The sequence below is a fragment of the Roseovarius ramblicola genome (assembly GCF_042430665.1).
Lineage (GTDB): Bacteria > Pseudomonadota > Alphaproteobacteria > Rhodobacterales > Rhodobacteraceae > Roseovarius > Roseovarius ramblicola.
Genome location: NZ_JBHMEC010000017.1, coordinates 68,486 through 90,288, shown reverse-complemented (window position 1 = coordinate 90,288; position 21,803 = coordinate 68,486). Strand labels below are relative to the sequence as shown.

Below are 21,803 nucleotides of genomic sequence, written 5' to 3'. Positions count from 1 at the left end.
TTCCCCACCCCGCATCCAACTGCCCGCAGGGGTCACGACCCGATCAGCCCGCGCCCGATTCCGGCTCCGGGCGCCGTGCCGCCGCCTCCTTGCCATAGCGCTGCACCAGCACATAGTCGGAGAGCGAATCGACATCCACCGCGGCATGGGCATAGGGCAGGACCACCACCCCGATCCGCAGCCCGACCCGGCGCGACAGCCCGGCAAGCGCCGCGTCCAGCGTCAGCCAGCCCATGCGGTAACGCAGCAGCGCCCACAGCCCCAGCAGCCGGATCACCGCGAGCGGCTTCTTGCGCTCGCGCTCGACCTGCCGCCAGAAATCGGCCACACGCCGCCCGTCCGGCGTCAGAAAGGCAAACAGGTTGCAGCCGCAATAGCCACCGTCGCGAAACCGCAGAACGGTCTTTTTCAACTCGGGATAGGCGGCGCGCACCTGATCGTAGGGGGCCATCCCCACCACCACGTCGCAGCCGGTCGCGGCGCTGTCGCGGCAGAAATGATCGACCACCTCGGCGGTCAGCAGCGGATGGTCGGCGGTGGTGATCAGAACCGGCTGCGTTCCGGGAAAGCGGCACAGCATGTCATGGGCGCTGGTGCTGGGCGAGGGGCCCGGCGGCAGCCATTCGACGCGGCCCTCCCCGATCATCGCCGAGAGCCCGGCATCGCCGTTGACGCAGGCTTCGGTGGGGCCGCTGAGATGGGTCGAGGTGATCGACCGGGCCCCATCCAGCGCCTCGATGACCCGCAGGATCATCGCCTTGCCGTCGATTTCGAGCAATGCCTTGCAGGCGACGCCGGTCTCGTCGCGCAGGGCATCGCGGTCGGCACGCTCGCCGGCGAGAATGACAGAGGCAAATTCGGTCACGGCGTCTGTTTCCTGACATCTGCGGCGCTGTCCTGCGGCGGGGCGTCCCGCAGCGCCTTCTGGTACACGCGGTAGCGCTTGTAGACGGTGCTCCCGATCGCTTCGATGATGTGCCTCATGCCATCGTTATCCTCAAGCACCCAGCCCATTTCGACGGATGTGACACCGCGCTGCACCATCGCCTTGCGGACCGCGTCGATCACCAGAAAGGCGAGCGTCGGCCCGAGCCGCGAATGCTGGTGCTCCCTGCGCACCCCCATCAGCGCGACCCGCGCGCTGGTCGCGCCCCTGACCTTGAGCCGCCAGAGCAGCCTCGCCCAGCCGAACGGCAGGAGCCGCCCGCGCAGGTCGCCGATCAGTTCGTTGAGGTTGGGAAACGCGGCGATGAAGGCCACCGGCCGCCCGTCGATCTCGGCGATCTGAATGAAGTCGTGCGGCAGAAGCAGCGACAGGACCTTGGCGGTCTCGGCGAATTCCTCTTCGGTAAAGGGCACGAAGCCCCAGTTGTCCGACCACGCGTCGTTGAAGATATCGCGCATGGCCTCGAAATCGGCGGCCTTGTTGCTGCGGTCGAGGGGACGGATTTTCACCGTGCGGCTGGCGCGGGTGGCCAGTTTCTGCATCACCTCGGGGGCGGTGAAATCGGGCCGCACCTTGTAGGTGATCAGATCCTTGACCGTGCCGAATCCCTGCGCCTCGATGCGCGGCCCGTAATAGCGCGGCGCATGGCCCATCATCAGGAAGGGGGGATCGTCGAAATTGCCGACCAGCAGGCCGATCTCCTCGTTGATCGACAGGTTGTAGGGCCCCCGCACCGAGGCCGCGCCGCGCGCGCGCAGCCACGCCCCGGCGGTGTCAAAGAGCGCCGCGAAGACGGCGGCATCGTCCTCCGCCTCGAGCATCCCGAAATAGCCGATCGGGCCGGCCTCGTCGCCGGGCTGCATCTCGTCGAGCTGCGCGGTGATCCGCCCCGCGGGCGCGCCGTCGCGATAGGCGACCCATGCGGCGACACTGCAATGGGCGAACAGCGGCTTGTTGTCGAACACGCGCTGCTTCTGCTCGAACATCAGCGGTGCCACCCAGGCGCTGTCGCCGGCATAGATCCGCGCGGGCAGGTGCAGGAAATCGCGCCTCTCGCGGCCCGTCTCCGCCGGTCTTACCTCGATCTGGGCGCTGTCGGGCGCGGGTCTTGCCATGGGATGCCTTTCCTTGTGCCCGGTGCGGCCGCGACACCCCTGCGCGCCGCCAGCCCCGGACGGTTCAGCCTTGCCGCATCCCGGGCACAAAGGGCAAGCCCCCCGAACAACCGCCGGGCGAAACCGGTAAGAATGTTACAGACCCGTGGGCCGGAACCGGCGGTCAATCGCCACAAACCCCTTGCAGAACGCAGGTCGAATCCCGATTAACCGGTACACCACGAAAAACGCCCGACCGCAGAAAGCCGCCACCTTGGCCAAGTTCATCCTCGCCAACGTCCTTCGCCACAAGACCGCGGAGAACCGCACCGCAACCAACGCGCTGTGGCTGCTCGATCTGGCGGTCATAGCGTCCGTGATCGGCGCGTTCCGCCTGCTGCCCCTGCCCTGGGCGTCGGCCGCGGGCGCGCGGCTTGGCCGGGGTCTGGGCCGCGTGCTGAAGAACCGCACCCGCCACGTCCGCGCCAACCTCGGGCTGGCCCTGCCCGACCGCTCCGCCGAAGAGATCGCGGATCTCGCCGGGGAGGTCTGGGCCAATGCCGGCGCGGTGCTGGCGGAATTTCCGCATCTGGCCAGGTTCCGCGACCCGCAGGGCGACCGGGTCGAGATCGCGATGGATGAGCAGGTTCTCGCCTGCCGCGACGCGGGGCAGCAGATGATCTTCGTGGCGGCGCATATCGCCAACTGGGAGGTCGTCGCCGCCACCATCACCCGGCTGGGCATCCCCAACTGCGCGATGTATGCGCCGCTCTCGAATCCGTGGCTCGACCGGAGATTACGCGACTACCGCCGCGCGCTCGGCTGCGGCCTGATCTCGCGCGATGCCGGGCTGCGCGGATTCTTCAAGGCGTTCGAATCCGGGCACTCCCTGAGCATCCTCACCGACAGGCGCATCGAGGGCGGCAAGGAAATCCCGTTTTTCGGCGAGACCAAGGCCACCTCCACCCTGCCCGCGCGCCTCGCCCTGCGGCTCGGTGCGCCGCTGGTGCCGGTCCAGGCACAGCGCCTGCCCGGCGCGCGGTTTCGCGTATCCTTTCACGCGCCGCTGCGGCCCGGCGATCCCGCCGCCGGCCAGGGCGATCAGGCCATCGACCTGACGCGCCAGATCAACGGCAAGTTCGAGGAGTGGATCGCCGACCGCCCGGGGGAGTGGGTTTGCACCAGCAAAATCTGGTCATCATCCGTGTTTCGCGCTAGAAAGGCGCTACATGACGGGCAGGGCAATACCGCCGGAATTCTGGAGAAGCACGATGTCTAACCACCAACCGAGCCGGGCCCACCGCGTCGACGAATCGGTGCGCCTGTTCAGGAACCCGATCCTCGAGAAACTCAGCCACGTCCACCCCGTGGTGCCGCTCCTGGTCTGGGGTCCGGTCGCGATCTGGCTGCTGGTGCGGGCGGTGACGCTCCATCAGATCGGCCTTGTGGGCATGGCGGCGATCGGGGTGGCCGGTCTCGTGACCTGGACGCTGGCCGAATACCTGCTGCACCGCTACCTGTTCCACTTCGAGCCGCGGACCGATCTGGCGCGGCGCTTTATCTACCTGTTCCACGGCGTCCACCATGACACGCCGCAGGACAAGACGCGGCTCCTGATGCCGCCCGCCGGGGCGCTGCCGATCATCGCCGTGCTCTACCTGATGTTCTGGCTGGTCCTGCCCTACCCCTGGGCCGAGCCGTTCACCGGGTTCTTCATCATCGGCTACCTGATCTACGACTACATCCATTATGCGACGCATCATTTCCCGATGCGCCATCCGGTGCTGAAATTCCTCAAGCACTATCACATGCGGCATCACTTCTCGGACGACGACGGGCGATACGGGGTCAGCACCCCGTTCTGGGACTGGGTGTTCAACACCTACCCGTCCAAGCCGGAGCGCTCGGACAGGGCCTAGGTCACGGACCTGCCTGCGTCGTTCGCCTCCATGCCGCCGCTCCGGGTCGGGGTCTGTCGATGGCCAAGTATTATTTGTTGCCCAAGCGGCTGATGAACCGGCTTCAATGGGTGCAGACGCCGATCTGGCTGATCGAGGCGTCGGTGTTCCACGTCCTGCTGGGCGTCGCCCGGGTGATGCCCTATCCGGTGGTCGCCGGGCTGTTCGCGCGGCTGATCGGCGGGTTCGGCTATCGCAACGCCCAGAAACGCCGGATCGTGCGCCGCAACATGGCCGTGGTCCTGCCTCAGGCCGGCGAGAGCGCCCGCGACACCGTGGCGCGGCAAGTCTTTCGCGCCACCGGGCTGGCGGCGGCAGAGCTTTTCCTGCTCGGGCGGCTGTGGCGGCGGCGCGACAGGTATCTGGAGTTTTCCATCCACCCCGAGGCGCAGGACATCATCGCCCGCAAGGAGGCGGTGGTGTTTGCCACGGCGCATGTCGGCGCCTGGCAGCTTTGCAACCTGGTCGGGCGCGAGACCGGCATCGTGATATCGGTCATCTACGCGCAGGAGCCCAACCCCTGGCTGCGTCGCTTCTTTCTGGCGCGGCGCCGCGCCTTCGGCGGACCGCTGGTGCCGAGCGCCGGCGGCGCGCGCGCGTTCCTGCGCGAACTGGCGGCCGGGCGGTCGGTCGGCGGGGCCTTCGACACCCGCGTCGATCAGGGAGAAACGGTGCCGTTCTTCGGTGTGCCCACGCCGACCAGCACATTGCCCGCCATGCTGGCCGTGCGCGGCCATCCGCTGCTGCCCATCCGCACCGTGCGGCTGCCGGATCACCGGTTCCGGATCGAGGTGGACGCGCCGCTCACCCCGACCGACCCGGACGCGCCGCGCGCCGCGCGGATCACCGATCTGACCCGCCAGCTCAACGCCCGGTTCGAGGCGTGGATCCGGGAATATCCCGGCGAATGGGTCTGCCTGAAACGGCGCTGGCCCAAGGCCCCCCGCAAGCGCGCGCCCGGCGATGTCTGAGCCGGGCCGCCTTCCCCGTGTCTGGGTGGTGGATTCCCATCGCTCCGGCGAAAAGACGCAGTTGCGCGCCCTCGCGCAGGCGCTGGGCTGGCCGTTCGAGATCAAGACCCTGCACTACCGCAGGTTCGAGATGCGCACCACCCTGCTGCGCGGCAGCGACCTGCGCGGGATCGACCCGGCGCGCTCGGACGCGCTGGCCCCGCCCTGGCCCGACCTGCTGCTGTCGATGGGGATGCGCAACGAGCCGGTGGCGCGCTGGGTGCGCGCGCAATCGGGGGGGCGCACGCGGCTGGTGTTTCTGGGCCGCCTGTGGTCCGACCCGGCGCATTTCGACCTGGTGATCACCACGCCGCAATACCGCGTCCCGGACCGGCCCAACGTGCTGCGCAACGCCCTGCCGCTGCACCCGCTGGCCCCCGGTCCGCTGGCCGGGGCCGCGGCCCGCTGGGGGCCTGCCCTCGGGCATCTGCCGCGGCCCTATCTGACGGTGAATATCGGCGGCACGAGCGGGCCCTATGCCTTCGGTCCGCGCGCCGCCGCGCGGCTGGTGCGCGACACGCTGGCGCTGGCGCGGCAGCGCGGCGGCTCGATCCTGGTCAGTTCCAGCGCCCGCACCCCGCGCTGCGCCATCGACGCCTTTGCCGCGCAGGACGCGGTGCCGATGCAGCTTTATCGCTGGAAACCCGACGATCCCGACAACCCCTATCTCGGCTTCCTGGCGCTGGCGGACGAGGTCATCGTCACCGCCGACAGCATCTCGATGCTGTCGGAGGCCCACGCCACCGGCAAACCCGTGCACATGTTCGATACCGGGGCGGGCGGCCTGGGCATGCGCCGCGACATGGCGCTGGCGCGCGGCGGGGCGGACGCGGCGCGCGCCGTCGCGCGGGATGATCGCGACCGCCCGGATATCGCGCCCGGCGCGCTGGCCTACCGCGCGCTGATGCGCTGGGGCTGGAAGCACCTGTCGCGCGACATCAGCCGGATGCACCTGCGGCTCGTGCGCTCGGGCCGCATGGTCTGGCTGGGCGATCCGCTGCCGGCGCCGCGGCAAGCGCCGCCGCCGGACGACATGGCGCGCGCCCTCGCCCGGATCGGCGACCTGATGGGCGTGGAGCCGCCCGGCGCGCACCGCGAGACCGGGCCGGTCAGCCCGCCCTGACCCCGGCCCCCGGTGCCAGCCGGTGCACGATATCCGCGGCATCCGAGAGGCGGCTGTTATGGGTGATCGCCAGGATCGTCACCTGCTGGCGCAACGCGCGCAGCGTGGCGATGATGGCCGCCTCGCTCTCGGGGTCGAGCGCGCTGGTCGCCTCGTCGAGGATCAGCAGCTTGGGATCGTTGATCAGCGCGCGGGCGATGGCGATGCGCTGCCGCTGCCCGCCCGACAGCCGCCCGCCCCGCTCGCCGACCATGGTGTGAATGCCCTCGGGCAGGCTGGCGACGAATCCCCATGCCCCGGCCTTTTTCAGCGCCTCCTCGACGCGCTCCTCCGCCACCCCGGGATCGCCGAGCGTGACATTGTGCAGGATGGTGTCATGCAAGAGCACGGTCTCCTGCGGCACGTATCCCACCATCCCGCGCCACGCGGTCAGGTCGATATCCGCGAACGGTACCCCGTCGATGCTGACCGCGCCGCGATCGGGCCGCAACAGCCCGATGACCAGGTCGATGACGGTGGTCTTGCCGCTGCCCGACGGACCCACCAGCGTGGTCATCCGGTGCGCCGGGATGTCCAGATCGAGCCCGTCGAAGATCGGCGTTCCGTCATAGGAAAACCGGATGTCGCGCAGCGCGATGCCGGTGCCGAGGGTCGGGGTGACATGACCGCCCGGATGCTCGCGCTCGGCCTCGGCCCGGCGGTTGGTCTCCCTGAGGGACCAGTAGGCGCTCTCGCTCTGCGCAAGTTTCTGATACTGCTTCTGCACCTTTCCCATGAAATTGAAGGCCCGGCCCAGCGTCACCGCGAGGATGAGCACGGTGGCGAACTCCATCGACAGGATGCCGAGCGCCAGGTAGAGGCCGAAGGCGATCACCATCACGAACATCAGGTCCTGCCCGGAATTCAGCCCCGCGCTCGCCAGCACCTGACGGCGCAGCGCCTTGTTGAGGCGGTTGGTCTCGCGGTGCAGCAGCCGGTCGGCGAGATGCTCGCGCGCCATCGCCTTGAGCGGCTTCACCGATTGCAGCGTGTCGGTCAGACGCGATATCAGCGACACCATCAGGTCGGTCTGTTTCTTGCCCGCCTTGCGGGTGACGCGCACCAGGAAATGCGACAGCCAGATGATCACCGCGCCGCCGACGAGGCCAAGCAGCGTGGCCTGCCACGACACCAGCACCGCCACGGTGCCATAGACCAGCGCCTGAATGAGAAAGGTGAGCGCGGTCGCCCCGAACATGTAGGATTGCGCCGACCGTTCGGCCTCGGTGGCCAGCGCGTTGGTCAGCCGCCCCGCGGGCTGATGCAGGAAAAAGCGCCAGCGGCTGCGCATCATGTTGCGCAGCGTCTCGAGCCGCAGGTCGGTCGCCACCTGCGCCGCGGTGTAGCCCACCTGCCGCTGCGCGACGAGCAGCAGCACCGCCTTGAAGAACGCGGCGACCACGATCACCACCAGCAGCGCGCCCAGCGTGACGGGAATGCCCAGCCACGCCAGCAGGTCGAGAACCGCCTGCTCCAGCTCTCCGGGCGGCTCCGCCGCCACCGCCGCATTGTCGCCGGAGGAGAGCGCGATCTTGAGCATCGGCAGCAGCGCCGACAGCCCCAGCCCCTCGGCCAGCCCCGACAGGAACAGCGCCAGCACCATCAGGAAACTGGCCATCGGATAGGCGCGGAAGAGGCTGATCATCAGGCGCATGGGCGGTCTTTCCTCAACTGTCCCGGTGGCCGCGGGCGGGCAGGCCCCCGGTCGCCGGAGTGCGTTAGCACGGGATCGCACGGCCTGCCATCCGCGACCGCACCGGTCATGCCGCGTGCCCGCGGGCAATCGTGATCGCGGTGTGCGGCCCCGCCTCGACGCCGCCCTCCGCGGTCAGCCGCCGGGCGCTCAGCGTGACCTGCCAGCCCGCATCGCCCGGCGCAATCCGGCACAGGTTGCAGGCCGCCGGTTCGTGGTGCATCGACGAGGCCGAGGGCACGCCGATCACCGGCGCGTCCCCGTCGCGCGTGGCCAGCGTCCGGTGGTGGCTCCTGTGGCTGTGGCCGTGCAGGACCATCTCGGCCCCCTCGCGTTCGAGCAGGGCGCGGAACTGCGCGTGATCGCGCAGGTGCTTGCGCCGCGACACCGTGCCCGCCAGCGGCGGATGATGGATCATCACCAGCCGGAACAGCCCCTCGGCCCGGGTCCGGCGCAACACCGCGCCCAGCCGCGCGATCTGCGCCTCGCCGACCTCTCCGACGGCCAGGCCCGGCACCGAGGGCACCGCGCTCGACACCCCGATGAGGGCCAGCGGCCCGCGCCTTCGCAAGGTCGGAAACGCCGCTGCGACATCCGCGGTCCCGGTCCCGGCGTCGCCCTGCCAGTAGGGCTGCCAGAGGCCCGCGCCGCGCGGCCATGCCCCCGCCACCAGCGCGTCGTGATTGCCCGGGATCACCATCACGCGGCGCGCGTCGCCCAGACGGTCCAGCCAGTCGCGCGCGGCGCGGTACTCGGCCTCCAGCCCGAGATTGGTCAGATCGCCCGTGACCGCGATCAGGTCGGGCTCATGCGCCTGCATGTCGGCGACGAGGGCGGCCAGTATCGCGGGCCGGTGACGGCGGTGCCGGCTGAGACGCCAGGACAGCAGGCCCAGCGCGCGCTTGTTGAGAACCGCGCGCAGCGGCACGCGCCCCGCCAGCGGCAGGTGCGGGTCCGACAGATGCGCCAGCAGCACCCCTGCGCGCGCCTCCGGGTCGGTCACGGCCTGCATTGTCACCACCCCTCTTCGTGCGCTCCGGGGCCCGCCGCGTCGGGGTTAGCGCGCGCCCGCCTCCGCGCAGGCGGCCCGGTCCGCGCCCGCGCCCGCACCGACGGTCTCGAACGCCGCGAGGATCGCGTCGATCTGCGCAAAGCTGTGCGCCGCACTCAGGCTGCACCGCAACAGCGCCGCCGAATCCGGGGCCGCCGGCGGCAGCACCAGGTTGGCGTAGACGCCCTGCTCCAGCAGCTCGTTCCACAGCCGCGCGCCGCCTTCCTTCGAGGGCACCCGCACCGCGATCACCGGGCTGACGGTCGAGGCAAGCTCGTATCCCAGCGCCCGCAGCCCGTCGTGGAGGCGGTTGGCGTTGGCCCACAGCTTGTCCTTGAGCTCGGGCCGCGTGCGGATCGCATCGAGCGCCGCGTGGGCGGCGGCGATATTGGCCGGGCTCGACGAGGCGGTAAAGATGTAGGGGCGGCTGCCATAGCGCAAAAGCTGCATCTCCGGGTGACGGCTCACGCAGAAGCCGCCCAGCGAGGCCAGACTCTTGCTGAACGTGCCGGTGATGAAATCCACCTGATCGAGGATCCCCGCCGACTCGCACAGGCCAAGGCCCCTCTCGCCGTAGACGCCAAAGGAATGCGCCTCGTCGACCATGAACCACGCGCCGTATTCCTTTGCCACGGCGCACAGCTCGGCCAGCGGCGCGGTGTCGCCCAGCATGCTGTAGAGCCCCTCGGCAATGACCAGCGCGCCCTCCGCCTCGCCGCCCATGCGGCGCAGGCGCTTGCGCAGGTCCTCGGGATCGTTGTGCCGGAACGCCAGGAAATCGGCCCCGCTGATGCGGCAGCCGTCATAGATGCAGGCATGGCTGTGGCTGTCGAGCACCACCTTGTCGCCCGGCCGCAGGATCGCCATCAGCAGCCCGAGGTTGGTCTGGTAGCCGGTGGAAAAGATCATCGCCGACGGCACCCCGTAGAACTCGGCGAAGGCGCGCTCCAGCGCCGCGTGCCCGGCAAAGCTGCCATTGGCCATGCGCGATCCGGTGGTGCCGCTGCCCTGCTCGTGCATCGCGGCACTCGCGGCCTCCAGCACCCCGGAATCGAAGGTCAGCCCCAGATAATTGTTGGTGCCGACAAGGATCGTCGGGCGATTGCCGATGATCGCCTCGGTGGGCGACAGGATTTTCTCCATCACGATGCGGCTCGGGTCGGCCTCGACCGTCCCCAGCGACTCGCGGATTTGCGCCAGTTCGGCGAAACGATCCGAAATGCTCATGGCCTGTCCTCAACCAGTTTCTTGATTTGATCGGCGAGGTCCTGAACGGTGTTGACGTTGGCCATCATGTTGAGCGGAAAGCTGACGTCGTAGGTGTCCTCGACCTCCATCAGAAGCTCCATCATGTTGACGGAATCGATGGTCATGTCGGCGGCGAGATCGGTCTGCGCCGTGATCTCGCCCGCCTTGTTGGGAAATTGCGCAAGCCGCCTGAGCAGCATCTGCAGGATGTCCTGATCCAGGTCGCGGGGCTCATGTGACATTCGATCTACCTTCGCGCGTTTGGACGGTGCGCCCCCCGAGAAGAGGGGTCAGCCCGTCATGCAGGGAAATTTCCGGCTGCCAGCCGGTGGCACGGGTTATGCCGGTGTTGTCGCACACCCAGTCGGGGTGGAACAGTTCATTGACCTTGCCGGGGCTCAGCATCGGCAGGGTGCCGAGCGCGCGCGCGGCGACAAGGTTGACCGCGGCAACGCCGCGCATCAGCCCCCGCGGAAGCCGCACCCGCACGCCGCCGCGCCGGCGGCCCGCCGCCTGCCCGGCAATCGCCGCGATCTCGTCCCAGCCATAGCCGCCGTCATGGCCGTCATCGAGCTCGTAGACCCCCTGCGCCGGGCTGTCGGCCAGCCGCGCCGCGGCCCGCGCCAGATCATCCACATGCAGCAGCGAGGCGCGCGCGCCGGCGACCCCCGGCATCGGCGCGATCCCCCGCGCCATCAGCCGCAGGAGCGGCACCAGTTCGCGGTCGCCGGGGCCGTAGATCGCGGGCGGACGCAGCACCGCGCAGGAGAGGCCGCCCTCGCCGCTCACCCCGGCCAGCCGGTCCTCGCCCGCGCGCTTGCTCGCGGCATAGGGCGACAGGCCCGGCTCGCGCGCCGCCAGCGACGATATCAGCACCAGCCGCGAGACCGTCGCGGCCTCCTGCGCCAGCCGCGCGACGCGCGCGACACCGTCGGCATTGACCGGCAGGAAATCGGCGGCATCGCGGCCGCGCACCCGCCCGGCCACATGGATGACGCCCGCGGCCCCGTCCATAAGCCGGCGCAGCGCGCCCGCGTCGGACAGGCCGCCCGGCACGGTGGTCAGCGCCGGGTGCCGAATCGTCAGCGGCTGCCGGTGCACCAGCGCCCTGACGGACCGTCCCTGTGCCAGCAGATGCCCGACCAGCGCCTGCCCGACAAAGCCGGACGCCCCGGTGACGGCGACCGCCGCGGTCATGCGATGTTGCGGATCGGCGCCCTGTCGTGCTCCGCCGCCGCGCCGTCGATCGGCTCGGGGATCGCCCGCTCCGCCGCCGCGCGCCGCCGCCCGAGGTAATCGAGCCGCGCCCGCGCCCGCGCCAGCTTGCCCGACGAGGTGCGCGGCAGCGTCCGCTGCGGCACCAGTTCGACGACGCAGTCGATCCCGTATTCCGACCGCACCAGCGACGCGATGGTCTTGCTCAGGCGGGCGCGCTTGATCTCGTCGCGCTCGCGGCATTGCACCACCAGCACGGCGGTCTCCTGCTGATCCTTCTCCGACGGCACCGAGAACGCGGCGGCGTCGGTATAGTTCACGCCGGGCTGCGTCTTGGCGAGGTATTCCAGGTCCTCGGGCCAGATGTTGCGGCCATGAATGATGATCATGTCCTTCTTGCGCCCGGTCACGAACAGACGGCCCTCCGCCATGTAGCCGATATCGCCGGTATTGAGCCAGCCATCCTCGCTCAGCGTCTCGCGGGTCATCGCGTCGTCGCGGAAATAGCGGCTCATCACGCTGGGGCCGCGCAGATGGACGACACCGGCATGACGCTCGGGCAGGTCGCCGCCGTCCTCGTCGCGGATCGCGATGTCAAAGCTCGGCAGCAGCGCGCCGCAATCGACATAGCGCGCCACCCGCCGCTTGTCCTTCAGCGCCTCTTCGGGCGCGAGCGGGGTGGCGACGCTGTCATGCTGCATCTGCTCGGCATCGACATGATCGACGGTGACATCCTCGTCGAGCCCGGCAAAGCTGATCCCGAGCGAGCATTCAGCCATGCCGTAGCACGGCAGGAACGCGGTCGACCGGAACCCGGCGGGGGCCAGCGCCTCGGCAAATCGCTGCAACGGCTCGGGGTTGATCATCTCGGCCCCGACACACGCCACGCGCAGCGCGCTCAGGTCCCACTTTTCCGCATCGCTCGGGCGCACCCGCATCGCCGCCAGATCATAGCCGAACGGCGGGCCCGAGGTGATCGTCGCGCGGTTGGCCGACATCATCTCCAGCCACTTGCGCGGCCGCATCGCGAAATCCTGCGTGCCGAGGAAATCGACCGACCGCTGCGTCGCCATCGGCATCATGATGAAGGCGACCAGCCCCATGTCGTGATAGAACGGCAGCCACGAGCCGAACCGGTCCTCGGGGGTCATCTTCAGCCCGTGCTCCGCCATGTCGCGGATATTGGCCAGCACGGTCTGCTGATCGATCACCACGCCGCGCGGAAACCGGGTGCTGCCCGAGGTGTACTGGATATAGGCGATGCTGTCGGGCGCGATCTCCGGCAGGTCCCGCGACGCGGGCGCGAGGTCGTCGAACGCCTCGGGCGTGCCGACAAAGTCCAGCGCGATGTCGTCGGTGGCCTCCTGCAGGAACGGCATCCATTCCGCCGGGGCCATCGCCACCGACGCTTCGCAATTCTCGATCAGCCCGCGCAGTTGCGCGACATACCCGGCATGCCCGCCGATATGCATGGTCGCGGGCAGCGGCACCGGGATCAGCCCGGCATACTGACAGGCCCAGAAGAACCGCACGAAATGCGGCGAGGTCTCGGCGACCAGCGCGACCCGCGCGCCCGGCGCGACGCCGAGCCCCAGCAGACGCTGCGCGAGCGCGATCGCGTCGCTGCGCATCTGCGCATAGGTCGCGGTTGCATAAAGCTCGCCCCGGGCGTTGTAGAAGTTGACGCCGGTCTCGCCCTGCGCGGCATAGTCGAGCGCCTCCCGGAGAGTCGCGAAATCCGCCTTGCGCAAAGCGAGGCCCTGCGAACTACCTGTCGCCTGCATCTCAATTTTCCTTGTTTCGTGTCCGGATATCTTCGTTATCCACGACGATATGCCACGTATCTCGCATGGCGGCATCTACTGGCACAAGCCATTGTTCCGCGTCAAGCCGGGCCCCCCGGGCGGGGTACGCCCCGCGCGCGCGTGGCCGCGGGCGGGCGCGGCGGCGCGTTTGCCGGGGCCGGAAGGGGCCGACGGCCCGGCGCGATGACGCGCCGCCATCGGCGGCCCGGTGCCGCGGCGCGGGCCGGGGACACCCCGCACCATGACGCCCGCGCCCACCCGCTGCGCGCACCGCTCGCCCCGTGGTGGTGACGGGCCCGGCGCGGGGGGGGCATCAAGGGTCGGATAGCCCTGATATTTGTGTTTAATTACAAGGGCTAAATATGCTTCACCGGCTGCGCCTCACCGCCCATGGCGCACCGCTCCGGCATCGCTGTCCGCACGAAGGGCCGCGACGGCGCGCCCGGGCGCGCGCGCCCTGCCCGCTCAAGTCACCACCGTCCGGCAAAACACCGGCCCGGCACGGGCCGGACCGGAGCATCCCCCGGGGCCGGACCGCGCCCCGCCCACGCGCCGCGCCCGGGCCCGATGCCGCCAGAATCTCGCCGGAATCGCGCCGGAACCGCATCGGCAACATCTTGCAGTCCGTGTAACGAATGGTTTCCAATCCGTAACATGCGCCGCCCGCCGGGCGGTCTGCCCGGCCCCCGCGGCGGGGGCGCCGCGGCACTACTCGGCGGCAAGCTGCGCCATCACCTCGTCGGACGCCTCGAAATTGGTGGTGACGCGCTGCACGTCGTCGTCGTCCTCCAGCGCCTCGATCAGCCGCATCAGCTTTTCCATGCCCTCGAGGTCCATCTCGGTGGTGGTGGTGGGCTTCCACACCAGCTTGGTCGACTCGCTCTCGCCCAGCTCCGCCTCAAGCGCGGTGGACACGTCATTGAGATCGGTGTCGGCGCACCAGATGACATGGCCATCCTCGCTGCTTTCGACATCCTCGGCCCCGGCCTCGATCGCGGCCATCATCACCGTGTCGGCATCGCCCGCCGCCGCCGGATAGCTCACCTCGCCCTTGCGCTCGAACATGAACGCGACGCTGCCGGTCTCGCCGAGGTTGCCGCCGTTCTTGGAAAACGTCGAGCGCACGCTCGACGCGGTGCGGTTGCGGTTGTCGGTCATCGCCTCGACGATCACCGCCACCCCGCCCGGGCCATAGCCCTCGTAGCGGATTTCCTCGTAATCCTCGGCATCGCCGCCGCTCGCCTTCTTGATGGCGCGCTCGATATTGTCCTTGGGCATGGACTGCGCCTTGGCCTCCTTGATCGCGAGGCGCAGGCGCGGGTTCTTGTCCGGGTCCGGGTCGCCCATCTTGGCGGCGACGGTGATCTCCTTGGAAAACTTGGAAAAGAGCTTCGCGCGCACGGCGTCCTGCCGCCCCTTGCGATGCTGGATATTCGCCCACTTGGAATGGCCGGCCATGAGGTCCTCTTGATCGGATGCTGGAAAACTGCCGCCTTTTATCCGCTCAGGCCGCGCGGGGCAACGCCCCAAAGCTCATCCCGCCGACGGGCCCGGCGGGCGGGCAAGGCGCGGCCGCGGCTGCACCAGCGCCAGCCCGAGGATCATCAGGCCCAGCGCCGCCCAGACATACCCCGAATAGACCTCGGCCAGCAGCGCGACGGACCACAGCACCCCGAACCCGGTCACCAGATAGGACACCTGCGCGGCAAACACCGATCCCGCGCGCCCCACCATCCAGACATAGGCCGAGTAGACCACCGCGTGTGCCAGCGCGCTCAGCACCAGCGCCGCCTCCGCCACGCCCCATGTGGCCAGCGGGTTGATCCACTGCCCCGACACGAGCGCCACCGGCAGCATCACCGCGATCCCCACCAGCGACGCGCCGGTGATGAGCGCGATCGGGTCGAGCCCCGCGGTGCCCCAGCGCGCCAGCGCATTGCCCTCGCAGGCATAGCAGAACGGCGCGATCAGCGCGACCGGGATGATCGCGGCCATCGCCGGGTCGGGCAGGCTCGCCCGCGGTCCGATCAGCAGCACGATCCCCGCCATGCCGCAGATCAGCCCGCCGAGACGGACCAGCCGGAACACCTCGTTGCCAAGCGCCAGCGCCACCGGAAAGGCCAGCATCGGCACCGTCGAGAGCAGGATCGCCAGCACCCCCGCCGGCAGATGCTGCGCGGAGAAGTAATAGGCCCAGCCGGGCAGGATCGTGCCCAGCGCCGCGACCATCAGGTAACGCCCCAGCGTGGCACGCCCGAAGACCGGCCACCGGCCCCGGGCCAGGCAGACCGCGCCCAGGACCGTCGCCACGATCACCTTCTCCCAGAAGATCAGGCCAAAGGGCTGATGCCCGGTGCTGACCGCCAGCTTGCCCAGCGGCACCGACAGGCCCCAGCCCGCGCCCATCGCCACCAGAATGGCCGTCAGGCGCAGGCGGCCCGCCATCTCAGGGGGCGGATTGCGGCAGCCGCCCGCCCTGCCGCACCATCGCGATGCGCGTAGCGCGCCCGGTGGCGTCGTCGGTCTCGACATAGGTGCCGCAGAGCGTCACCGCCCCCATCGCCGGGGTGAACCGCTCGCGGCCCATGCCCGCGATGAAGCGGCGCATCGGCTCGGCCTTGTCCATGCCGATGACCGAATCGTAATCGCCGCACATGCCGGCATCGCCCTGAAACGCCGTGCCGCCGGGCAGGATCTGCGCGTCCGCCGTCGGGATATGGGTATGCGTGCCCACCACCAGGCTCGCCCGCCCGTCGCAGAAATGGCCCATCGCCATCTTCTCGGAAGTGGCCTCGCAATGCACATCCACCAGCGCCGCCTGCACCGCGCCGCCCAGCGGGTGCGTGCGCAACACCGCGTCCACCGCCGAGAACGGATCGTCGAAGGCGCGGCGCATGAACACGTTGCCCAGCACCTGCGCCACCAGGATCCTGCGCCCGCGCCGGTCGGAGAATACCCGCGCGCCGCGTCCCGGCGCGGCCTTGGCATAGTTGAGCGGGCGCAGCACGCGCTCGTTGCGCTCGACCTCCTGAAGCATGTCCTTCTGGTCGAAGGCATGATCGCCCAGCGTCACCACGTCGGCCCCGGCCTCCAGCAGCCCCTTGGCGTGCGCCGCCGTCAGGCCCATCCCGCCCGAGGCGTTCTCGCCGTTGACCACCACGAAATCGAGCGCCCAGTCCGCGCGCAGCCCCGGCAGCCGGTCGGCCACCGCCGCGCGCCCCGCGCGCCCCATCACATCGCCGACAAACAGTATCTTCATGGCCCCCTGTTAGGCGCAGCGCGGCACGAGGGCAAGCGGATGAATGCCGTGCCCTGCTCTTCACTTTTCCGAAAATACTCAGGTCCCGACGCGATACCTTGCGCGGTACTCGACCGGGAAATTCACCGACCGCGCGATGAAGCACGTGTCGTGCACCCGCGCGTGCAGCGCATCCGCCTGTCGCAGATCGGTGCCCGCAACCACCGCGATGCGCGGCCGCAGCGTGGCGCGCAGGAACCGGCTCGCGCCGCCCGCGTCGGTCTCGCCCACGGCCAGCGGGTCATCGGCATAGGCGGTGACGGTGATCCCGGCATCGCTGGCAAGGTGGAGAAACCACAGCATGTGGCAGGCCGACAGCGCGGCGATCAGCATGTCCTCTGGGTTGTGCAGGGTCGGGTCGCCACCGAGCAGCGGATCGTTCGAGCAGTGGATCACCGGCTTGCCCGGCGTCTCCACATTCCACGTCCGGTCATAGCCCCGGTAATGCCGTGTCCCGTCGCCGCGGTTGCCGGTCCAGACGACGCGGGCGGTATAGTCGTGTTCGCTCATGGCTGCGATTCCGTGCGGTCCCGGCGGTGTCCTGCGCGGATTTCGCGCCGGGGGCAAGCCGATTGTGCCGCAGCGGCCGGCGCTCAGAACTCCATCAGCGCGCCCCTTGCCGCGTCGTCGCCCATCGCCGCGCGCAGCCGCTCCAGCCCGCGGTCGCGCAACTGCCGCACCCGCTCGCGCGAGACGCCGTGGATCTCGCCCAGCTCCTGCAGGGTGAGCGGCGGATCGGCCAGCACGTTGGACACCACGATATGCCGCTCGCGGTCGGGCAGAGCGCCGAAATGCCCGATCATCGCGGCGCGCAGCCGCGCGCGGTCGTGCCGGGCCGCGACATCGGCCTCGACATCGGTGTCGGGGTCGGGCAGCAGGTCCATCGCCTCGGTCCCGTCCTCGCCCACGGGGCCGTGCAGCGAACTGTCGGCGTGCCCGAACTGCCGCCGCATCTCGCCCAGCACCTTGGAATCGACCCCGAGCGCCGTTGCCACCCGCGCATCGCGCGCCACCGGGTCCTCGCCGGGGCGGCGCGGCAGCGAGGTCTCGATCTGCCCCAGCCGGTAGAACGCCTGCCGCGCCTTCGCGGACCGTCCGCGCCGCACCAGCGACCAGTTGAGCAGCCGGTAATCCTGCAACTCGGCGCGCACCCACCACGCGGCATAGGTGGCAAACCGGATGCCGCGATCCGGGTCGAACCCGTCGGCGGCGCGCATCAGCCCGATATGGGCCTGCTGCATCAGGTCGGGATCGTCCTGCGCGCGCCCCTTGGTGAACCGCGCCACCATCGCCTGCACCAGCGGGGTAAAGGCCGTGACCAGCCGGTTGCGCGCCGCCACATCGCCGCGCTCGCGCCACGCGCGCGCCAGCCGCGCCTCCTCCTCGCGGCTCAGCATGGCGGGGCCCGCGGCGCGCGCAGCGCCCGCGGCGCGCGGCGATCGGCTGGGAAAATGCGGCTTGTTCATGGTCCGGATCCGGTCTTGCGGCGGCAAGGTGATTTCGATTCGAAACTATATTGTCGCGCGGCTCTGGTCAAACCGGTTTCGACTCGCTATCACTTACCCATGACCGGCTCCGATCCCACCCAGGCCGCGCCCGCGACGCTGGCAGAATTGCTCGTGCATGTCGGGCGCTCGGCGCGCGGCGACGAGGGCGGCCCGGCGCGCCTGACGGCGGCGCAATGGACGGCGCTGCGCTTCTTCGCCCGCGCCAACCGTGCCTCGCGCACGCCGTCGGCCTTTGCCAGCTTCCAGGCGACGACGCGCGGCACCGCCTCGCAGACCATCAAGACGCTGGAGACGCGCGGCTTTCTCGCCCGCCGCCGGTCGGAGAGCGACGGGCGCAGCGTGCGATTCGAGGTCACCGAGCCGGGCCAGGAGATACTCGCCACCGACCCGCTGCGCCACCTGATGGCGGCGATCGACCATCTGCCGCAGGCCGACCGCGCGGCGCTCGCGCGGATCCTGCCCGAATTGTCGGCGCATCTCGCGGGCGCGCGCGGCGCCGCCTGCGTCGGCACCTGCGGCCATTGCGACCACTTTGATGCCCGCGGCGCCGGCGGCTATTGCGCCTGCGTCGCGCAAAGCCTCGCGCCGTTCGAGATCGGCCAGCTCTGCACAAGGTTCAGCCCGCGCGAGGCGGCGGAATAAGGCGGGGGCCGTCCCCCTCCCGAAGTCGTTCCGGAAAAGATGAAGATCAGGCCAGCGCGCCGTCGGGCGTCAGCACCCGTTTGCCCCCCAGATACGGCACCAGGATATCGGGCAGCACCACCGATCCGTCCGCCCGCTGCCCGTTCTCCAGCACCGCGATCAGGCAGCGCCCCACCGCGAGGCCCGAGCCGTTGAGCGTGTGGACGTAGTCGGGCTTGCCGCCGCCTTCGGGCTTGAACCGCGCGTTCATCCGCCGCGCCTGGAAATCGCCGCAGACCGAGACCGAGGAAATCTCGCGGTAATTGTCCTGCCCCGGCAGCCACACCTCGATATCGTGGGTGCGCCGCGCCCCGAACCCCATGTCGCCGGTGCACAGCACCACCGTGCGATACGCGAGGCCCAGCCGGTCGAGGATTCCTTCCGCGCAGGCCGTCATCCGGTCAAGCTCGGCACGGCTCTCGTCCGGGCGGGTGATCGAGACCATCTCGACCTTCTCGAACTGGTGCTGGCGCAGCATTCCGGCGGTGTCGCGCCCGGCGCTGCCCGCTTCCGAACGAAAGCACTGGGTGTGGGCGACATAGCGGCGCGGCAGGCTCGACGCCTCCACCGTGTCGCCATGCACGAGGTTGGTCAGCGTCACCTCTGCCGTGGGCACCAGCCACCAGCCATTGGTGGTGCGATAGCTGTCCTCGCCGAATTTCGGCAACTGCCCGGTGCCGCGCATCATCTCGTCGCGCACCAGCACCGGCGTCCAGGTCTCGTTCAGGCCGTTCTCGGTGATGTGGGTATCGAGCATGAATTGCGCCAGCGCCCGGTGAAGCCGCGCCACCGCGCCCCGCAGCACCACGAAGCGGCTACCCGACAGCTTCGCGGCGGTCTCGAAATCCATGCCGGGGACGACACCCGCGATCTCGTAATGCTCCTTGGGGGCGAAATCGAACGCGGGCGGCGTGCCACGGCGGTAAAGCTCGACATTGTCGTCCTCGTCCGCGCCCTCGGGGACATCGTCGAGCGCGAGGTTGGGCAGGCCCATCAGCGCCTCGGTCAGCTTGCCGTCGAGCTCGCGCGCCTGCGTCTGCATGGCCGCCACCTCGGCCTTCTTCTCCGAGACCAGCGCGCGCAGCCGCTCGAACTCCGCCTCGTCTCCGCGCCCCTTGGCGGCGCCGACCTCCTTGGACGCCCGGTTCTGTTCCGCCTGCGCGGTCTCGGCGGCATGGATGCGCGCCCGCCGCGCCTCGTCGAGCGCGAGAATGTCGCCTGCGACCCCCTCCAGCCCCCGCCGGGCCATGGCGGCATCAAAGGCGTCCGGGTTGTCGCGGATGGCGCGGATGTCGTGCATGGATTGGTCCCTCGCGTGAATCGTCTCACGCGCGCTTATGCACCAGTTTTTTCCCGAGGTGTAGGGCGGGGTTCACCCCGCCGCGTTCGGCGGGTCGGGCGGGGTGTATCCCTCCCGATCGGCCTGCCACTTGCGCCATTCCTCAATGAACTTCCGGAACTCAAGCTCATGCCGCGGCCAATGCGCGGGCCAATCGCATCCTTCAGGCAGCGTCACCGACCCATCCCCGAATATCCCCTCCAGATGACCGGTGATCTGTGGTATGCTTGTAAAATCCACAGCCCTCACGGCGGCACCTCGAAGAGTAGCCGCCGTGAGGGCTGTGTCCGGATCGAACCGCGCCCCCACGAGGCGCGCCCCCTGCAACCGCGCCTCCCCGAGGTTCGCCCCCTGCAACCGCGCCCCCACGAGGCGCGCCCCCTGCAACCGCGCCTCCCCGAGGTTCGCCCCCTGCAACCGCGCCCCCACGAGGTCCGCCCCCTGCAACCGCGCCTCCCCGAGGTTCGCCCCCTGCAACCGCGCCTCCATGAGGTCCGCCCCCTGCAACCGCGCCCCGTGCAATCGCGCGCCGTTCAGGTCAAGGTGTGACAGGTCGGTGCCGCGCAGATCGGCACCGCTCAGGTCCAGCCGGTAGCCGTCGTAGGCGCGCAGGGCCTTTTCCCACTCTCTGAGCTTTTTCCGGTAAGTGTTCAGCGTCGCTTGGTCATGCCCATCCTCCGGCCCGTCATACTCCGGGCAGGGCACATCAAAGGGAAACGCCGCTTCCACCCCGCGCCCGGCCTCCAGCCGCCGCTGTTTTTCGCTGCGCCGCCCGATCACCGTCAGTGCCACCTGAATATCCTCGCGGACCTTCAGCCCGGCCTTGGCCTTCTCCTGCGCCTCGCGGAACGCCTCCAGCCGCTCCTCCCAATCCGCCTCCAGCGGGCCGTCATTCTCGCTCTCCCGCATCTCAAGTTCGGGCCAGTCATCCTCCGCCGGGGCCGGAGCGTTCTGGCGGATATAAGCGCAGAGGATTTCCATGATCTGCACATGGTCGCGGTCACTGTCCTGCGCGATCCGCTCCAGCGCGTAGATCGCTCCGATGCGGACCTCGAGGTTGGGTTGAGTGGTCTCAATCAGGTCCCAAGTGCCACGTGTGCCTCGAACCGGTAGTTCTCGAATCTGCCTTTCAATTTCGGCGCTGGGAGAAATATCTTCGAGCGATTTGGAACCTATGGGCACAAACACTCGCTCTTTGACCACCTTCTCCGCCCCCAGCCCCTGCACGGCGGTGTTGATCCGGTCGGTGATGTGGCCCTGTTCGGCGGTTTCCGTCTGGCGGCGATTCAGCGCGACGCGGATCAGGGTGAAGGGCAGCGAAATCACCGCCCCCAGCGACGCTGTGATCGCCGTCAGGGTCAGCAGGTACCAGCGCAAGTCGCGACCTTCCTGTTCCGTCACGGCCGCCGCGCGTTCAGCAACCCCGTAGAGAACCCAGAACATGCCCGCCAGCAGTGCGAGGAAAAGCACGCCCCAGATCACGGCCAGACCCGTCACCAGCCCGGGATGCAATCCGGTCAGCCCCATCCGCTGGCGCATCGTGCTCAGCCAGTCCTTCGGAGCGTCCTCTTGCCGGACTTGCCTTGTGGCCAGATAGACGAGTCCAGAGAGGATCACGACCACCGCGACGAACAGGATCGTGCCGAGCGCGTGCGCCGAGATCGGCAGCGTGAGTGTCACCTGATCGTCACCCGTCAACCCGTCTGTCCCTTCCGCTTTCCCGCAACCTACCCGCGAAACGCGCGATGCCCAAGCCCGCCGTCGCACCGGCGCGATACCTACCCAATACCGACGC

The 21,803-nt window shown here is 69.5% G+C and carries 20 protein-coding genes; 5 read left to right on the top strand and 15 right to left on the bottom strand.

The window, feature by feature from the left end; genetic code table 11:
* Positions 1-43: 43 nt before the first annotated feature.
* Both ACFFU4_RS11065 and ACFFU4_RS11060 read right to left on the bottom strand, forming a co-directional pair.
* The gene (locus ACFFU4_RS11065) at positions 44-865 is read right to left on the bottom strand and encodes a nucleotidyltransferase family protein (RefSeq protein ID WP_377069828.1); all 822 of its coding nucleotides are present in this window, start codon (positions 863-865) and stop codon (positions 44-46) included.
* Positions 862-2,061 (bottom strand): GNAT family N-acetyltransferase, encoded by a 1,200-nt coding sequence (locus ACFFU4_RS11060; protein ID WP_377069827.1) that lies wholly within the window; start codon positions 2,059-2,061, stop codon positions 862-864. Before ACFFU4_RS11060 ends, ACFFU4_RS11065 begins: the two co-directional genes overlap by 4 nt.
* Before the next feature lie 253 nt (positions 2,062-2,314).
* Here ACFFU4_RS11060 and ACFFU4_RS11055 point away from each other — a divergent pair, with 253 nt between their 5' ends.
* The 4 genes from ACFFU4_RS11055 to ACFFU4_RS11040 are packed head-to-tail and all read left to right on the top strand — an operon-like array spanning position 2,315 to position 6,131.
* A complete protein-coding gene (locus ACFFU4_RS11055; RefSeq protein ID WP_377069826.1) occupies positions 2,315-3,319 on the top strand; it encodes a lysophospholipid acyltransferase family protein in 1,005 nt (334 codons plus the stop codon).
* Positions 3,312-3,959, top strand: a complete 648-nt coding sequence (locus tag ACFFU4_RS11050) for a sterol desaturase family protein (protein ID WP_377069825.1) — start codon at positions 3,312-3,314, stop codon at positions 3,957-3,959. The genes ACFFU4_RS11055 and ACFFU4_RS11050 overlap by 8 nt, the downstream gene beginning before the upstream one ends.
* Before the next feature lie 59 nt (positions 3,960-4,018).
* Positions 4,019-4,969: a lysophospholipid acyltransferase family protein gene (locus ACFFU4_RS11045; RefSeq protein WP_377069824.1), complete on the top strand. Its 951-nt coding sequence runs from the start codon at positions 4,019-4,021 to the stop codon at positions 4,967-4,969.
* Positions 4,962-6,131 (top strand): mitochondrial fission ELM1 family protein, encoded by a 1,170-nt coding sequence (locus ACFFU4_RS11040; RefSeq protein ID WP_377069823.1) that lies wholly within the window; start codon positions 4,962-4,964, stop codon positions 6,129-6,131. Before ACFFU4_RS11045 ends, ACFFU4_RS11040 begins: the two co-directional genes overlap by 8 nt.
* Here ACFFU4_RS11040 and ACFFU4_RS11035 read toward each other — a convergent pair.
* The 11 genes from ACFFU4_RS11035 to ACFFU4_RS10985 form a co-directional block, all read right to left on the bottom strand.
* A complete protein-coding gene (locus ACFFU4_RS11035) occupies positions 6,118-7,824 on the bottom strand; it encodes an ABC transporter ATP-binding protein (RefSeq protein WP_377069822.1) in 1,707 nt (568 codons plus the stop codon). The genes ACFFU4_RS11040 and ACFFU4_RS11035 overlap by 14 nt on opposite strands.
* A gap of 106 nt (positions 7,825-7,930) precedes the next feature.
* Complete coding sequence (locus ACFFU4_RS11030) at positions 7,931-8,875, bottom strand: metallophosphoesterase family protein (RefSeq protein WP_377070332.1); 945 nt, start codon at positions 8,873-8,875, stop codon at positions 7,931-7,933.
* Between the two features lie 45 nt (positions 8,876-8,920).
* Positions 8,921-10,141 (bottom strand): serine palmitoyltransferase, encoded by a 1,221-nt coding sequence (gene spt, locus ACFFU4_RS11025; RefSeq protein ID WP_377069821.1) that lies wholly within the window; start codon positions 10,139-10,141, stop codon positions 8,921-8,923.
* On the bottom strand, positions 10,138-10,404 hold the full coding sequence (locus ACFFU4_RS11020; protein ID WP_377069820.1) for an acyl carrier protein: 267 nt from the start codon (positions 10,402-10,404) through the stop codon (positions 10,138-10,140). Before ACFFU4_RS11020 ends, spt begins: the two co-directional genes overlap by 4 nt.
* Entirely contained in the window at positions 10,394-11,359 is a 966-nt protein-coding gene (locus ACFFU4_RS11015; protein ID WP_377069819.1) for an NAD-dependent epimerase/dehydratase family protein, read from the bottom strand. The genes ACFFU4_RS11020 and ACFFU4_RS11015 overlap by 11 nt, the downstream gene beginning before the upstream one ends.
* Entirely contained in the window at positions 11,356-13,161 is a 1,806-nt protein-coding gene (locus ACFFU4_RS11010) for a fatty acyl-AMP ligase (protein WP_377069818.1), read from the bottom strand. Before ACFFU4_RS11010 ends, ACFFU4_RS11015 begins: the two co-directional genes overlap by 4 nt.
* 729 nt (positions 13,162-13,890) lie before the next feature.
* Positions 13,891-14,640: a YebC/PmpR family DNA-binding transcriptional regulator gene (locus tag ACFFU4_RS11005; protein ID WP_377069817.1), complete on the bottom strand. Its 750-nt coding sequence runs from the start codon at positions 14,638-14,640 to the stop codon at positions 13,891-13,893.
* Positions 14,641-14,715: 75 nt separating this feature from the next.
* Positions 14,716-15,627: a DMT family transporter gene (locus ACFFU4_RS11000; protein ID WP_377069816.1), complete on the bottom strand. Its 912-nt coding sequence runs from the start codon at positions 15,625-15,627 to the stop codon at positions 14,716-14,718.
* Between the two features lies 1 nt (position 15,628).
* A complete protein-coding gene (locus ACFFU4_RS10995; RefSeq protein ID WP_377069815.1) occupies positions 15,629-16,441 on the bottom strand; it encodes a TIGR00282 family metallophosphoesterase in 813 nt (270 codons plus the stop codon).
* Between the two features lie 78 nt (positions 16,442-16,519).
* Positions 16,520-16,990: an OsmC family protein gene (locus ACFFU4_RS10990; protein ID WP_377069814.1), complete on the bottom strand. Its 471-nt coding sequence runs from the start codon at positions 16,988-16,990 to the stop codon at positions 16,520-16,522.
* An 83-nt stretch (positions 16,991-17,073) separates the two neighbouring features.
* A complete protein-coding gene (locus tag ACFFU4_RS10985; protein WP_377069813.1) occupies positions 17,074-17,946 on the bottom strand; it encodes a sigma-70 family RNA polymerase sigma factor in 873 nt (290 codons plus the stop codon).
* A 99-nt stretch (positions 17,947-18,045) separates the two neighbouring features.
* On the opposite strand from ACFFU4_RS10985, the gene ACFFU4_RS10980 reads away from it, so the two are divergent.
* Positions 18,046-18,630: a MarR family transcriptional regulator gene (locus ACFFU4_RS10980; protein WP_377069812.1), complete on the top strand. Its 585-nt coding sequence runs from the start codon at positions 18,046-18,048 to the stop codon at positions 18,628-18,630.
* 46 nt (positions 18,631-18,676) lie between these two features.
* Here the strand turns inward: ACFFU4_RS10980 and serS are convergent, their stop codons facing one another.
* Together serS and ACFFU4_RS10970 are read right to left on the bottom strand one after the other, a co-directional pair.
* Entirely contained in the window at positions 18,677-19,969 is a 1,293-nt protein-coding gene (gene serS, locus ACFFU4_RS10975) for a serine--tRNA ligase (RefSeq protein WP_377069811.1), read from the bottom strand.
* A 72-nt stretch (positions 19,970-20,041) separates the two neighbouring features.
* Positions 20,042-21,688 carry a pentapeptide repeat-containing protein gene (locus ACFFU4_RS10970; protein ID WP_377069810.1) on the bottom strand — a complete coding sequence of 549 codons (1,647 nt, stop codon included), beginning with the start codon at positions 21,686-21,688 and terminating at the stop codon, positions 20,042-20,044.
* Between the last annotated feature and the right edge of the window lie 115 nt (positions 21,689-21,803).